Below are 15,084 nucleotides of genomic sequence, written 5' to 3' on the forward strand. Positions count from 1 at the left end.
TGTAGCATGCCTGTATATACTCACAGTATTAACTGTACAGGTAACCAGCACTATGAGACCACTGACGCCACGCCAGGCAGAAATTTTGCAGCTGATAAAAGATTATCAACAAGATAGCGGCATGCCACCAACCCGCGCCGAAATTGCACAACAACTGGGCTTTAAATCGGCAAATGCCGCAGAAGAACATTTAAAAGCCCTTGCTAAAAAAGGCGTTATTGAAATGATGCCTGGCACTTCGCGCGGTATCAGATTGGTTGATACAGACGAACCGGAGCAACTGGGGTTGCCTTTGATTGGTAAAGTTGCCGCTGGCCAACCGATACTCGCAGCAGAACATGTGCAGGAGCATTATCAGGTAGACGCAAACTTGTTTAAACCCCATGCTGATTTTTTGCTCAGGGTGCAAGGTATGAGTATGCAGGACATCGGCATTCTCGACGGGGATCTGTTGGCGGTGCATAAAACCAGTCAGGTGCAACCTGGCCAGGTTATTGTTGCCAGGGTTGATGAAGATGTTACCGTAAAAAGATTTCAGCGTGATGGCAGCACTGTTTTTTTACATCCGGAAAATAGAGATTTTGATGTAATTAAAGTGGACTTACGCGTCCAGCACTTTGCCGTCGAGGGCTTGGCTGTAGGCGTTATCCGTAACGGAAATTGGTTATAATTTGTACTAACCTCAATAAGTTATTTTTACAAAAGCGCTGGTACGACCACCTAGGTTTGCCAGCGCTTTTGTTATTTAGGGGTTTACACTGAGTGTAATTTGGATAATTCTTAACCTGAAACTGATTAAAAAATAACAACAGGGTCAGTTCCGGCTTCTGCGCTAGCCCCGAAGCCGACGCTAACAATAAAAATAATAAACTGATGAAACTTCATACATAGGTTCGGGATGGGTGTGTAAGGACCGTGTAGTACTGTGTACTTAGTTTCTGCAGTTTGCTTTGCAAAATGACAGAGGAGAAGTCCAGTGACGAAAACGCGTAGTCTTCGTTGGTCGCTGCCAACCCTGCTTTTAGCTGCATCGGCTAATGCAGCAGATATGCCCCTGAATATGACCAAAGGGGTAACAGAAATCAGTCAGCGGGTATATCACCTGCACATGACAATTTTCTGGATCTGCTGCGTTATTGGTGCAGTGGTGTTCGGGATCATGTTCTGGTCCATCGTTCGCCACCGAAAAGCACGGGGTGTGCAACCCGCCCAATTCCATGAAAGCACCAAAGTAGAAATACTCTGGACCGCCATACCGGTACTTATTCTGATTCTTATGGCCATTCCGGCCACCAAAACCCTGATCGCAATGGAAGATACTACTGAGGCTGATGTCACAGTAGTCGTCACCGGTTCGCAGTGGAAATGGCACTACAAGTATCTGGAGCATGACGTTGAGTTTTACTCTTTACTGGCTACGCAGAAAGAGCAAATAGCCAATAGATTTGCCAAGGGTGAAAACTACTTGCTGGAGGTTGACCGGCCACTGGTTCTGCCGACTGGCAAAAAAGTACGTTTTCTAATGACGTCAGATGATGTGATTCACTCATGGTGGGTGCCGGCGTTTGCTGTTAAAAAAGATGCTAACCCGGGCTTTATTAATGAGGCCTGGACCCGTATCGACGAGCCTGGCATATACCGGGGCCAGTGTGCTGAGCTGTGCGGCAAAGATCATGGTTATATGCCAATTGTCGTTATCGCTAAAGAACCGGCTGAATTTGATAAATGGTTAGCCGGGGAAGCTGAGCGGATTGCCAAAGCGAAAGCCGAAGAACAGGAACTACTGGCGATGAATATGAGCTTGGAAGAGCTTATGAGCGTCGGTGAACGCACATACACGGCTTACTGCGCTGCTTGCCATCAGCCTAGCGGCGAGGGGTTGCCGGGTATTTTCCCAGCGCTCAAAGGCAGTAGCATAGCTCTGAACGATAAACCGGCGCACATTGATATTGTTTTGCACGGTAGAGCGGGCACGGCTATGCAGGCTTACGCCAAGCAACTTAGCTTAAAAGAAATTGCTGCGGTTATCACCTATGAGCGTAATGCCTGGGGTAATAGTACTGGCGAGTTGGTACAGGCTGCTGATGTGCATGCTGTCATGCAAGGTAAAGGGGAATAACGGATGAGTGCAGTAGTGACAGATCATGAGCATGATCACGAGCATCATGACCATAAACCCAGCGGCATAAAACGCTGGTTCTATACCACAAATCATAAAGATATCGGCACCATGTACCTGGTGTTTGCGCTGATAATGTTTTTTATCGGTGGCACCATGGCAATGGTGATTCGTGCTGAATTATTCCAGCCGGGTATGCAGTTTGTGGAGCCTAACTTTTTTAATCAGATGACAACTGTTCATGGCCTTATCATGGTGTTTGGCGCCGTAATGCCGGCCTTCACCGGCCTGGCTAACTGGATGATCCCGATGATGATAGGTGCGCCGGATATGGCGTTGCCGCGCATGAATAACTGGAGTTTCTGGATCCTGCCGTTCGCGTTTCTGATTTTATTGATTTCATTGTTTTTGCCTGGCGGCGGGCCTAATTTTGGTTGGACCTTTTACGCACCGTTATCGACCAAATACAGTGGCGACAGTACTGCGCTGTTTGTGTTTTCTGTTCACATCATGGGTATTTCTTCCATCATGGGAGCCATTAATGTGATTGTGACCATTTTCAACCTGCGTGCGCCCGGTATGACCTGGATGAAAATGCCGCTGTTTGTCTGGACCTGGCTGATCACTGCGTTCCTGCTGATTATGGTGATGCCGGTATTGGCTGGCGCCGTCACCATGGTGCTAACCGACAAATATTTTGGCACCAGCTTTTTTGACGCCGCCGGTGGCGGTGACCCGGTGTTGTTTCAGCATATTTTCTGGTTTTTCGGTCACCCGGAGGTGTATATCATGATACTGCCGGCATTCGGCATTGTATCCAGCATAGTACCGACTTTTGCCCGTAAGCCACTGTTCGGTTACGCGTCTATGGTATATGCCACCTCCAGCATAGCGCTGTTATCTTTCCTGGTATGGGCTCACCATATGTTTACCACAGGTATGCCGGTATTTGCTGAGCTGTTCTTTATGTACTGTACGATGCTCATTGCAGTGCCGACCGGGGTAAAAGTGTTCAACTGGGTAGCAACGATGTGGCGTGGTGCAATGACCTTTGAAGTGCCGATGATGTTTGCACTGGCATTCATAGTGTTGTTTACAATAGGCGGGTTTTCGGGCCTGATGCTGGCGATTACGCCCGCTGACTTCCAGTACCATGATACATACTTTGTGGTGGCTCATTTCCATTATGTACTGGTTACCGGTGCGGTGTTCTCCATCATTGCTGCAGCATATTACTGGTTGCCTAAGTGGACCGGCCATATGTATGACGAAAAACTTGGCCAGTGGCATTTCTGGTGTTCGTTAATCTCAGTCAACCTGCTGTTCTTCCCCATGCATTTTGTCGGCTTGGCTGGTATGCCAAGACGGATACCGGACTACGCACTGCAGTTTGCTGATTTTAATGCTTTTATCAGTATTGGCGGTTTCCTGTTCGGTGCGTCACAGCTTATTTTTGTCTGGGTGTTAGTGAAATGTGCCCGCGGCGGCGAAAAGGCGACTGCACAGGTTTGGGAAGGTGCAGAAGGCTTGGAATGGGAAGTGCCATCACCAGCGCCTTATCATACCTTCGAAACACCGCCGGTGATTAAGTAGGAGCAGACATGGCATTTAAGCATAAACCTCTGACAACGAAGCTGGTGTTTATTGCGTTGGCGATGTTTGGATTTGGCTTTGCCTTAGTGCCACTGTATGACGTATTTTGCGATTTGACGGGCCTCAACGGCAAAACGGCGTCAACTGCTGCCAGCGCCGAAGCTGCGATAGTTGATACCAGCCGCGAGGTTGTTATTGAATTTATTGCCCGGCCAAATAAACAAATGCCTTGGGTATTTGAGCCCGAAGTGACCCGCATGACGGTGCACCCGGGAGAAATTCATATTATGAATTACCTGGCGCAGAACCCGACCAGCAGGTTAATTGTTGGACAGGCTGTACCTTCAGTGTCACCCGGGCAGGCCGCATTATACTTCCACAAAATAGAGTGTTTCTGCTTTACCCAGCAACGGTTAGCGGGAGGCAAAGACATGCTGATGCCATTACAGTTTTACGTGGATCCGGCGTTGCCGCCTCAGTTCAGTACCATCACGCTGTCGTACACTTTGTACGATGTCACCAGTGCCAGTACCGACCTGACAACAACGTCATCCCAACTTGGGGAATAACATGAATAAGACTTATGAAAAATACTATGTTCCCGCTCAAAGCCCCTGGCCAATAGTCGGGGCCGTAGCGTTGTTTTTGATTGCGTTTGGTGCCGGGAACTTTGTCAACGAAGTCACAAAGCAGCAGCCCGGGTTTGGCGGTTATGTTTTGGCTGCTGGCTTTGCAGTATTAATTTTTATGCTGTTTGGCTGGTTCAAGAACGTGATCGATGAGTCGATGAGCGGTTTGTACAGTGCACAGATGGACCGCTCCTTCCGCCAGGGAATGAGCTGGTTTATTTTGTCGGAAGTGATGTTTTTTATGGCGTTCTTTGGCGCCTTATTTTATGGCCGGGTTATTGCGCTGGATTGGTTGAGCGGTGGCAGCAACAATGCCATGACGTTCGAGTTACTCTGGCCAGAATTTGAAGCGATGTGGCCGCTACTAAAAACGCCGGGTGGTATAGAAACACAGGCAATGCCAGCTTCAGGCTTACCGCTGATCAATACCGCTATATTGGTGACATCGTCTATAACGTTACATTTTGCTCATGTCGGTCTTGAGCAGAATAAACGCGGTCAGTTAAAGCTGATGTTACTGGTAACCATATTGCTGGGTTTAACCTTTCTGAGTTTGCAGGTGTATGAGTATATGCATGCTTACCATGACCTGGGTTTGACACTGGCGTCTGGCTTCTATGGCAATACGTTTTTCCTATTGACCGGCTTTCACGGTATGCACGTTACTTTAGGCGCAATTATATTGCTGTTTGTGTTCTTCCGCGTATTGAAGGGGCATTTTACGCCGGACAACCACTTTGCCTTTCAGGCGGGTGCCTGGTACTGGCATTTCGTTGATGTTGTCTGGTTATGTCTGTATGTGTTTGTGTATGTACTGTGATTATTAGTAAGGCCTGGGGTTGGGTTCGATCCATCCCAGCGCCTGTGCTAAAAAGATCAACAGCAGAACAAGGGCAGAAAACATGACACGACGGCCAAGGTAGCGAGACATCTTTACCTCTGGTTTGTCAGGGTTAAGCATAACCAGACCGGCTCTAACCAGATTTACAATAATAAAAAGCAGTAGCGCAATGACAATAAGTTTAATCAACATCGGTAACAGGCTCCGGGTCCATAATGATGCGCGTTAAGCTGGCGAAGCAGATTTTTGTATTTAATCCGCTGTGGCTTGTCCTCACTTTGACCGCTTTTGCTATTTTAATCAACTTGTCATGGTGGCAACTGAGCAGGGCTGCAGAGAAAACAGAATATCTGCAGCGTTTGCAGCAGTTAGCGGAAGATGGCGCACTTACTCCCGCCCAGTTGCAAACAATGGACGCAGCCAGTTTTGATGGCGCCCCTTTGGCGGGGGAAGCAAGATGGGTAGCACCTTATATCTGGTTGCTGGACAATCAGATAGTTAATGGTATACCGGGCTATGATGTGATTGTGCCGGTTCAGGCTTCAGGGTTGGCTCAGCCAATGCTGGTAAATCTTGGCTGGTTAAGTGGAACACCAAGCAGGGATATACTGCCAGTGCCTGACATCCCGGCAACGTTTAAACTCGACGGTCTGGTTCGGGCAGACGTTAGCGGCCTGATGTTGTTGGGGCAGAATGCAGAAGATACAGGCAACTGGCCGATGCGAATTCAGCAGGTGGACTATGCCGAATTGTCAGCGCTCAGCAACCTGAAGTTGTATCCGGCCTTGCTGTATCAGCTTCGCGCAAGCAACTATACACCACACTATAAAGCAGTTGTTTTACCGCCACAAAAACACCGGGGTTATGCATTGCAGTGGTTCTTATTGGCTGTCGCCGTTGTTGGGGTGGCGCTGGCGGCCAGTCATCGGGGGAAGGCAAACTATGAATAAAAAGAAGTTTCTGCTGTTGTTCATCCTGTGCTGCGCTTTACCACTGGCGGCCGCCAAGCTGGTTTTAGAAATGGGTTGGTTTAGCCGCGGAGCTTCCAGCCATGGCCAGTGGCAGCAGACCGAGGTGTTTCTGTTACCTGCAACAACGGAAAAAGCGCATTGGCGTCTGGCTGTTCCGGCGTCTGAGGAATGCGATAATCAGTGTCAGCGGGCATTATTTACTGTGCAGCAATTGTATGTTGGGCTGGGGCGTAAGCAACAGCAGTTGCAGCCGGTGTTGCTTGGTAGTGCTAAAGCACCAGAACAATTTAATGTATTCAGCAGGTTACAGCCTGAACGGTCAGTGCCGGAGACGCTTAACAAGCATATTCTTTTAATCGATCAGCAAGGGTTGGTTTTACTCAGTTATCCTGCCCCGGCGACAGATGCTGATATGGCCGGTGTTGCCAAAGCTATCCGCCAGGATTTACTTAAATTGTTTAATTACGACCGGACCAGCGCATGAAAAAACAACAATGGCTGGCGACCATCGCCATTTTTCTTACCATGGGCGTAATACTGTTGGGCGCCTATACACGCCTGACTGATGCCGGTTTGGGTTGCCCCGATTGGCCGGGTTGTTACGGGTTTTTAAAAGTGCCACATCAGGAACATCATATCGCCGCTGCAGAGCAGGCCTTTCCTGACAGGCCGTTGGTGCATCATAAAGCCTGGAATGAAATGGTGCACCGCTATTTTGCCGGTAGCCTGGGATTGCTGATCGCTGCCATTTTCTTCAGCAGCATGTTCAGCAGGCAAAGCCCCAAGGCGGTGCCGACCGTGCTGTTGTTGCTGGTAGTATTTCAGGCGGCACTGGGTATGTGGACAGTAACATTGAACCTGTTGCCTCTGGTGGTCATGGGGCATCTGCTTGGCGGGTTTACTCTGCTTAGCTTGCTGGCCGTGTACTGGTTAAAACTGCACCCTGATTACAAGGTGCAGGAGCCGCAGCTGGTTTCATTAAAACCTTTTGCTGTGCTGGCGCTCATTGTACTGGTTACCCAAATTGCACTTGGCGGCTGGACAGCGGCTAACTACGCAGCACTGGCGTGCATCGAGTTACCGGTCTGTGAACAAGGGTGGCTGGAACGGCTGAATTTTAGCGACGCTTTTGATTTGCACCTTGGGCATGATGATTATGAATACGGGGTGATGTCTGCTGAAGCCCGGCAGACAGTGCATGTGCTTCACCGCTTTGGTGCTTTGGTTACCCTGGTTATTCTGGCGTCCTTTCTGCTGCAGCTATGGCGTCGGGCAAAGGCACCGCTGATGCGAAAATTAACACTGGCAGCGGTGACACTGCTGTTCGTGCAGTTTAGCCTGGGGGTAATGAATGTTGCATTGCACTTGCCGCTGCTAAATGCCGTGGCGCATAACTTTGTTGCTGCTAATTTGCTTATGCTGATGGTGGTTATCTATATGCAACTGCGGCACAGCTGTCGCTTTTCAGCGGAGGAGGCACTATGACTGCCATTGTGAAAGCAAGGCCGGGACTAAACCGGGTTCGTGATTATCTGGAACTGACCAAACCTAAAGTTGTGGCTTTGCTGGTTCTGACGGCCTGGGTCGGCATGATGCTGGCGGTGCCTGGCATACCTGAACTGACGACGCTGGTCATGGCAACACTGGGCATAGGCCTGCTGTCTGCAGCTGCTGCAGCGATGAATCATGTTGTGGATAAACGCATTGATGCACAAATGGCCCGGACCTACAGCCGGCCTGTGGCAAAAGGCCGTATCAGCACAGTACAGGCTGCCAGTTTTGCCTTTACGCTGGCGCTGAGCGGCTTTATTTTACTTTATTTTGCCGTCAATGCCCTGACGGCCTGGTTAACGCTGGCCAGCCTGTTCGGGTATGCTGTGGTGTACACTATGTTTTTAAAACGTGCGACACCGCAGAATATTGTCATTGGCGGTTTAGCTGGTGCCATGCCTCCGCTGCTGGGTTGGACTGCTGTGACCGGTGAGCTGCATGGTCATGCTTTGCTGCTGGTCATGATTATTTTTGCCTGGACTCCACCGCATTTCTGGGCGCTGGCAATCCACCGGCGGGATGACTACGCCAAGGTGAATATGCCAATGCTGCCGGTTACCCACGGTATTGAGTTCACGAAGAGCGTGATCTGTCTTTATACAGTATTACTTTTTCTGGTGTGTCTGATGCCGTATTTAGTCGGCATGAGTGGTGCAATTTACTTGTTGGGCAGTGCTTTGCTTAACCTGCGGTTTATGCAGTACGCCTGGAAGTTGAAGTTTAATCCGGATGCCGGTACGGCGATGGCGACGTTTAAGTTTTCAATTGTGCATCTGATGGTATTATTCCTGCTGTTACTGGTTGACCATTACTTTAAGGTATCGCCTATTTATGTTTCGTAATCTCGGTTATCTGTTGTTGGCAATTGCTGCGTTGGCTGCGGGGCTGGTGTTTTATCAGGTATCACAGCTAAATGCCGAGCCGAAATTGGCCTTGGTATATCCACAGCCTAGGGCGTTAGCAGACTTTGCGCTGACAGATCAGCATGGCCAGACTGTTAACCGTGAGCGTCTATACGGCAATTGGACCCTGGCTTTTGTTGGTTATACGTCCTGCCCGGATATATGCCCGTTGACGCTGGCAAAGCTGGCCGGAGTACAGCCGGAATTAGCGGCGCTAACGAAACAACCACTTAAGATCTGGTTTATTTCGGTAGACCCCAAGCGCGACAGTATTGAACAGTTAAATAACTATGTCAGTTACTTTGAGCAGGCTGATGTGCTTGGCATGACCGCAGGGCATGATCAGTTATTTCCATTCGTACGCCAATTGGGGCTGATGTATGCTCTTAGCAGCACCACTGCGGAAGACTACCTGGTTGACCACAGTGCATCAGTTGCGCTGATTAACCCGCAAGGCCAGTTGGTAGCCATGTTCAAACCGCCGATGCAACAGGGTGAGTTGCCCGTTATCGACGCGCAACAATTACTGGCGGATTTCCCGTTGGTACTGAACAAGCTTAAGGCTGGTTAATCCAGGGCTGTGAATACCAGTAGAAGTAGCCTTTTTTACTGAGTGAAGGCGCGGTGCAGTTATATCGAGACCGGCTGCCTTGCAGTACCGAGCTTGCGGTAACACTGAAGGTATTATCGTTCTGCCACTGTGGTTTGATCACCTCGCTGCCGGCAAAGCATTGTAACTGCGCCGGGCGAAAATCATCAACCTTAAGCGTTAATGTCAGTGTTGGCGGGTTGGCTGGCGATACCGGATTAACACCATGATAATCAGTGATATTAAATGACAGCGTACGCAGCTTCTGGCTTAAGTCATCCATTTTGGCATAGCGACCCGCTGCCGGATAACGCGGAATGCGGCTAAGTACTGTGTTGCTACCGATAGCTCCTGATTGCTGGCCGATACCAATGAAACCAAGCTCTGTGACCAGTTGCTCCAACTCCACACTGTACTCGCCGTAAGGATAAGCCAGCCACTTATGGCGCTGCCCGGTAACCTGTTCAATTTTATCCTCGGCTGCCAGAATGCTCTGTTTCATGCGCTCACGCCAGGCTGACCGGCTTTCGCCCGGCTCTGGTTGTGCCATATGCTCATGCCACATAGCATGGTTAGCAACTAACACACCCTGATCAGACATCTGCTTTACCTGCTTCCAGTTCAGCAACGGGCCGTCACCTTTGTCGATGCTGCCTGGGCTGATAAAGATAGTGTAGGGAAAACCAAACTCCTGCAAAATCGGATGGGCAGCACTGAAGTTGTTCTCGTAACTGTCGTCGAACGTGATAACGACGGCATTATCAGCAAGCGGTTCGCCGTTTTTAAGTTGATGAATCAGCTTATCAAGGCCGATTACCTGAAAGCTGTTATCTTTTAAGTACTGCAGATGCTGGCGCAATTCATCTGGCGCGACACTGGTAACTCTGGGCGTATCGGTAGCAACGTGATGATAAATCAGCATGACGGCTGCCTGAGCAGGCTGGATGACCGTTAACAACAGCAGAACAAAAACACGTATCAACATTGCAGAGTCCGGGTATTAGCTGCACTTACTCGCGCCCCAATAGCGTTGCGGGCACGAGTAAGTATCACTTACGTTAAATCAGTAGTATGAGTGCTCGCCACGCTGGTGTTCGGTGATATCACGTACACCGCTTAACTCACCGCTAAAACGGTTCAGCAGCTCTTTTTCAATCCCTTCTTTCAGCGTTAAGTCGACCTGCGAGCAGCCATTACAACCACCGCCGAACTGCAACACTGCAACACCTTCGGTGGTTAGCTCGATTACTGATACACGGCCACCGTGATTGGCCAGCTGAGGATTAATTTCGCTGTCGATGACATACTGCACCCGCTCCATCAACGATGCATCGTCACTCACCTTACGTACTTTGGCGTTCGGCGCTTTTAATGTAAGCTGCGATCCCATCTGATCGGTGACAAAATCAATTTCAGCATCAACCAGAAAGGGTTTACTTTCGTTATCAACAACGGCGTCAAAACCGTTAAAGTTCAGTGTTAAATCTGTGTCTTCTACTGCATCAGGCGGACAGTAAGATACGCCACATTCCGCTTGAGCAGTGCCCGGGTTAACCACAAACACCCGAATATTTGTGCCTGCAGGCTGTTTCGATAACAGCTTGGCAAAATGCTGTTGTGCCTGTTCAGAAATCGTAATCATAAGAGTACCTGACTAAATTACTAGGTTAATGGTTATGATACTCCTCCTGTTTCTGTGATGCCAGCCCCGCTTGAGTTTTGCATCTGTTCTGGCTAACTTAGCCGCAGCACAGAGGAAATCAATAATGAAATATTACACTTTACTGGCGCTGCTTGCGCTTAGTGGTTACAGCTTCGCTCAGACTAAATATGTGCCCGCAGTACAAAATTCAACCCTGCCCGCACCAGAGCAGGTATTGGGGTTTCAGGTGGGAGACTGGCATGCCCGCCACGACCAGATCCAGCGCTATATGGAGCAGTTGGCAGCTGCATCACCACGGGCGCAGCTTGACATTATTGGTTATAGCCATGAACAGCGGCCGCTATTGCAGCTGGTCATTTCTTCTGAGCAGAATTTGCAGCGTCTGGAACAAATTCGTCAGCAGCACGTTAATGCAGCACGTGATGGCGAAGGCATAGCGGACGATGCCCCGGTCGTTATTTGGCTAGGTTATAGCATACATGGTAATGAACCCAGCGGCGCCAATGCGGCTTTGCTGGTAGCTCAGTATCTTGCAGCGGCAGAAACGGAAGAGGTTCGCAGCTGGCTGGACAAGGCAGTGATTCTATTGCAGCCCAGCCTGAATCCGGATGGTCATGACCGTTTTGCGCAGTGGGCTAACAGCCATAAAGGTATGATGGCTGTTTCAGACCCACAACATCGCGAGCACAATGAGCCTTGGCCGAATGGCCGTCCCAACCATTACTGGTTTGATTTGAACCGTGACTGGTTGTTATTGCAACACCCTGAAAGCCGGGCCCGTATCGCCCAGTATCAGCAATGGTTGCCCAATATTGTTGCTGATTACCATGAAATGGGTAAAGACAGCACTTTCTTTTTTCAACCGGGTATTCCAAGCCGCAACTATCCGCTGACTCCGAAGCGGAATTTTGTTCTGACACAAGAGTTAGCCAACTTTCATGCTGCTGCATTCGATCAGGCGAAACAGCTGTATTTCACCGAAGAGAGTTTTGATGATTTTTACGTCGGTAAAGGCTCAACTTATCCGGATATTCAGGGTAGTGTCGGCATTTTATTTGAGCAGGCCAGCAGTCGGGGCCACGCCCAGGACACCGACAATGGCTTGCTACTGTTTAGCGATACTATTCAAAACCAGCTGACGGCATCATTGTCGACGATCAAAGGTGCTGTTAGCAAACGCACAGAGCTACTGTCTTATCAGCAGGATTTCTATAAGTCTGCGCAGCAACAAGCCAGAAACAGCAAAACCAAAGGCTACATGCTGACTGAAACGGCAGACAGAAGCCGCTTTGCGGCCTTGCTGGATGTATTGCAACGTCATCATGTCGAAGTGTATCAGCTTAACCGTGATTGGCAGGATGGCGACACCAGTTATGCGGCCGGTGACAGCTATTATGTGCCGTTGCAGCAACCGCAGTTCCGCCTGGTTAAAGCGATGTTCAGTACTGAGAAGAATTTTGCCGACAACACCTTTTATGACGTATCGGCCTGGACACTGCCTTATGCGTATAATATCGCGTTTTCAGCAGTTAGCCGTGAGCCGGCCAAATCCCAGTTGACCACGTCCTGGCATAGCAGTACAGCAAAAAACCAAGCTCTGCCGGCAAATCAATATGCCTATGCGTTTAATTGGCAGGATCAACAGGCACCCTTATTACTGCAGGCATTATTGCGGGAAAAGCTGGTAGTCCGTTCTGCACTGGCGGCTTTCACTGCCCGCAGTGTTGATAGCGATATCAGCTTTAGCGCCGGGGCGATGGTCGTCGCCGCTGGTTTACAATCAGAAGCAGACTGGTTTAACCGCCTACAGCGTGTACAGCAGCAGTTCTCTGTGCCGGTATATCCGATTAGTTCTGGTTTAACTGCGCAGGGTAGTGATTTGGGTAGCCGGCGGTTTGCTGCGGTTATACAGCCAACGGTATTGGTGTTGGCCGGGCCAGATGTCAATTCTACTGAAGCCGGCGAAGCCTGGTATAACCTGGAGCGCCTGGCTGGCGTATCTCCAACGCTTGCCGAACCGCAGCGTTTGCAGCAGCTTGATTTGAGCCATTACAGTCATATAGTTTTGCCAGATGGTAATTATAACCAATGGCAAGAGAAAGAGATTAACCAGCTCAAGGAGTGGGCACAGCGTGGTGGCGTATTATGGGGCCATAAACGAGGTGCTGCCTGGCTGGCCAAAGCGGGTTTACTAAAAGCCGGCATCTGGCAAGGCGAAGAGATGAGTAGCCTTATCCCGAATCATGACCTGAGCTATCAGGACAAGGAAATGCTGGCGGGCAAGCAACGTATTGCCGGTGCTATATATCAGGCCGAACTTGACCTAAGCCATCCGCTGACATTTGGCCTGACAAGGGCTACGTTACCGGTATTCAAAAACAGTACCTTGCTATTGCAGCCCAGCCCAATGCCATTTGTTAATGTTGCACTTTACAGCAGCTCACCACAACTGGCCGGCTATACAGCGCCAGAGTATATACCGCGCATCAGCCAGAGTGCGGTGATGCTGGCGCATAATATTGGTAAAGGCAGGGTAATTGCGATGTCAGATAACCCGGTGTTTCGGGGATATTTCTACGGCTCCAGCCGTTTGCTGGTAAATGCTTTGTACCTGGGTACGGCATTTAGTACTGCAGCCGATTAATCCGCCAGGGTGACGGCTACTGACCACAGGCTGATATGTTTTGCTCCGGCACGGCGCAGCAATCGGCACAAGGCATCTGCCGTGGCGCCTGTAGTGATAACATCATCTACCAGAGCAATGCGGGCGGGTATGGAAACATTTTCAGCCAGCTTGAATGCTGAGCGAAGATTGTTAAGCCGCTGCCTGCGGTTCAGGCCAACCTGTGCTGTGTTAGCTTGTGGCCGCACCAGCAAAGGTAGTAGCGGTATTTTCAGTAGCTGTGAGGCCTGCTCGGCCAGCAGCTGAGCAGGGTTAAACCCGCGCTTACGTTGCTTGGCAGGGTGCATTGGTACATAGGTTATCGCATCTGGCAGCTGGGATTGTTGCAACTGATACTGCCGCAGCAGCGCTGAGAACTGTTGTAGCAGCAGATCGCCTGCGGCGTAGTCCTGGGCAAATTTCCAGCGTTGTAGCCAATGCCGGTAAGGCTGCTGGTAGTAACTGATACTAAGTAAGCTATCAAGCCTGGTGCCGGGTAATCCCCGTGCAACCTGCGGCAGCCATAGTAAATTGTAATGGCATAACTGATAGGGCATGGACGGTAATGCGTGCTGGCAGGAGTGGCAAAGCTGGCGCTGAAAGTGCTGTACCGGTAAACTGCACCACAGGCAGGGCGTAGGCAAAACTAAATGCCAGAGTTTGGCCAATAACGTTAGCATTTCCGCTGTACACCTATCTTTTATTTACAATTTTATAACTATGGCAGCTGATATGAAGTCTGACAAACCGACATTGGTTTTATTGCATGGCTGGGGCATGAATCAGGGCGTTTGGCGCGCTGTTGTCAGTCAGTTTGAACATAAAGTTTCGCTGCTGACTCCTGACTTACCGGGCTTTGGTTTAAGTCAGCAGTACCCTATGCCTTATCAGCTGGATGCCGTGATTGAGCTATTGGCTGAGCAGATCCCTGATGACAGCTATCTGTGTGGCTGGTCACTTGGCGGCTTGCTGGCAATAAGGTTGGCAAAGTGTTTTCCACACAAAGTGAAGCAGGTGGGGTTGGTTGCTGCTTCGCCTTGTTTTGTTGCTGACGCCCACTGGCCGGGTATGGCAGAGCAGGTAATGCAGCAGTTTGCACAGGCACTGAGCAATAATCTAACGCAAACGATAGAGCGCTTTTTGGCGATTCAGGCCATGGGTAGTAGTAACGCCCGTGAAGACATCAAAGCACTGCGGCAGGCAATCATGGCTTACCCCGCTGCGCAGCCGGAAGCGGTAGTCGGGGCGTTACAGCTGTTAAAACTCGATTTGCGAAGCGAGTTTTCTGCTTTGACACAGCCGGTAAGAGGCATATTCGGCCGGCTGGATGCGTTGGTGCCGGCTGATGTTGTTAAGCCGTTGCAGCTACTTAATCGCAATGCGCAGCTTTCAGTGGTCGAACATGCCTCTCACGCTCCTTTTATCTCCCACCCCGATGCGTTTAACCATTGGCTAAGTGATTGGGTCGGCGTCGAATTGTAACCAGCGCAGCAGGCCCCGCTTAGCAGAGCTTTCCTTTTTTTGCGTTTTGGTTAATAATTAGCCAGTATTTGCTAATGTCACC

At 49.9% G+C, this 15,084-nt stretch carries 16 protein-coding genes; 12 read left to right on the forward strand and 4 right to left on the reverse strand.

The genetic code is table 11. From position 1 onward, the window contains the following. Positions 1–52 precede the first annotated feature (52 nt). From lexA to AC5SV9_RS11145, 5 genes are all read left to right on the forward strand, one after another. Entirely contained in the window at positions 53–670 is a 618-nt protein-coding gene (gene lexA, locus AC5SV9_RS11125) for a transcriptional repressor LexA (protein ID WP_475152499.1), read from the forward strand. A gap of 306 nt (positions 671–976) precedes the next feature. Then, the gene (gene coxB, locus AC5SV9_RS11130) at positions 977–2,119 is read left to right on the forward strand and encodes a cytochrome c oxidase subunit II (RefSeq protein ID WP_226768185.1); all 1,143 of its coding nucleotides are present in this window, start codon (positions 977–979) and stop codon (positions 2,117–2,119) included. Positions 2,120–2,122: 3 nt separating this feature from the next. Then, the gene (gene ctaD, locus AC5SV9_RS11135) at positions 2,123–3,712 is read left to right on the forward strand and encodes a cytochrome c oxidase subunit I (protein WP_134058686.1); all 1,590 of its coding nucleotides are present in this window, start codon (positions 2,123–2,125) and stop codon (positions 3,710–3,712) included. Positions 3,713–3,720: 8 nt separating this feature from the next. Next, positions 3,721–4,281 (forward strand): cytochrome c oxidase assembly protein, encoded by a 561-nt coding sequence (locus AC5SV9_RS11140; protein ID WP_475152500.1) that lies wholly within the window; start codon positions 3,721–3,723, stop codon positions 4,279–4,281. A 1-nt stretch (position 4,282) separates the two neighbouring features. After that, positions 4,283–5,161: a cytochrome c oxidase subunit 3 gene (locus AC5SV9_RS11145; RefSeq protein WP_230819715.1), complete on the forward strand. Its 879-nt coding sequence runs from the start codon at positions 4,283–4,285 to the stop codon at positions 5,159–5,161. A gap of 3 nt (positions 5,162–5,164) precedes the next feature. Here AC5SV9_RS11145 and AC5SV9_RS11150 read toward each other — a convergent pair whose 3' ends face one another. Then, a complete protein-coding gene (locus AC5SV9_RS11150) occupies positions 5,165–5,374 on the reverse strand; it encodes a DUF2909 domain-containing protein (protein WP_475152502.1) in 210 nt (69 codons plus the stop codon). Between the two features lie 23 nt (positions 5,375–5,397). Between AC5SV9_RS11150 and AC5SV9_RS11155 the strand changes: the two genes are divergently transcribed. From AC5SV9_RS11155 to AC5SV9_RS11175, 5 genes are read left to right on the forward strand one after another with little or no spacing between them, the layout of a single operon-like run. Then, entirely contained in the window at positions 5,398–6,132 is a 735-nt protein-coding gene (locus AC5SV9_RS11155) for an SURF1 family protein (RefSeq protein WP_475152503.1), read from the forward strand. After that, positions 6,125–6,637, forward strand: a complete 513-nt coding sequence (locus AC5SV9_RS11160) for a redox-active disulfide-containing membrane protein (protein WP_475152504.1) — start codon at positions 6,125–6,127, stop codon at positions 6,635–6,637. Before AC5SV9_RS11155 ends, AC5SV9_RS11160 begins: the two co-directional genes overlap by 8 nt. Continuing rightward, positions 6,634–7,638 (forward strand): COX15/CtaA family protein, encoded by a 1,005-nt coding sequence (locus AC5SV9_RS11165; protein WP_475152505.1) that lies wholly within the window; start codon positions 6,634–6,636, stop codon positions 7,636–7,638. Before AC5SV9_RS11160 ends, AC5SV9_RS11165 begins: the two co-directional genes overlap by 4 nt. Continuing rightward, positions 7,635–8,546 (forward strand): heme o synthase, encoded by a 912-nt coding sequence (cyoE, locus tag AC5SV9_RS11170; RefSeq protein WP_475152507.1) that lies wholly within the window; start codon positions 7,635–7,637, stop codon positions 8,544–8,546. Before AC5SV9_RS11165 ends, cyoE begins: the two co-directional genes overlap by 4 nt. Continuing rightward, on the forward strand, positions 8,536–9,177 hold the full coding sequence (locus AC5SV9_RS11175; protein WP_475152508.1) for an SCO family protein: 642 nt from the start codon (positions 8,536–8,538) through the stop codon (positions 9,175–9,177). The genes cyoE and AC5SV9_RS11175 overlap by 11 nt, the downstream gene beginning before the upstream one ends. Here the strand turns inward: AC5SV9_RS11175 and AC5SV9_RS11180 are convergent. Together AC5SV9_RS11180 and nfuA are read right to left on the reverse strand one after the other, a co-directional pair. Continuing rightward, a complete protein-coding gene (locus tag AC5SV9_RS11180) occupies positions 9,164–10,180 on the reverse strand; it encodes a polysaccharide deacetylase family protein (protein ID WP_475152510.1) in 1,017 nt (338 codons plus the stop codon). The genes AC5SV9_RS11175 and AC5SV9_RS11180 overlap by 14 nt on opposite strands. A gap of 78 nt (positions 10,181–10,258) precedes the next feature. After that, positions 10,259–10,837, reverse strand: a complete 579-nt coding sequence (gene nfuA / locus AC5SV9_RS11185; RefSeq protein WP_475152512.1) for a Fe-S biogenesis protein NfuA — start codon at positions 10,835–10,837, stop codon at positions 10,259–10,261. A gap of 124 nt (positions 10,838–10,961) precedes the next feature. Between nfuA and AC5SV9_RS11190 the strand changes: the two genes are divergently transcribed. After that, entirely contained in the window at positions 10,962–13,502 is a 2,541-nt protein-coding gene (locus AC5SV9_RS11190) for a M14 family metallopeptidase (RefSeq protein ID WP_475152513.1), read from the forward strand. Here the strand turns inward: AC5SV9_RS11190 and AC5SV9_RS11195 are convergent. Continuing rightward, positions 13,499–14,200: a ComF family protein gene (locus AC5SV9_RS11195; protein WP_475152516.1), complete on the reverse strand. Its 702-nt coding sequence runs from the start codon at positions 14,198–14,200 to the stop codon at positions 13,499–13,501. The genes AC5SV9_RS11190 and AC5SV9_RS11195 overlap by 4 nt on opposite strands. 52 nt (positions 14,201–14,252) lie before the next feature. On the opposite strand from AC5SV9_RS11195, the gene bioH reads away from it, so the two are divergent. Next, on the forward strand, positions 14,253–15,002 hold the full coding sequence (bioH, locus tag AC5SV9_RS11200) for a pimeloyl-ACP methyl ester esterase BioH (protein WP_475152518.1): 750 nt from the start codon (positions 14,253–14,255) through the stop codon (positions 15,000–15,002). Positions 15,003–15,084: the final 82 nt, after the last annotated feature.

The organism is Rheinheimera sp. ATLC3 (assembly GCF_059429535.1).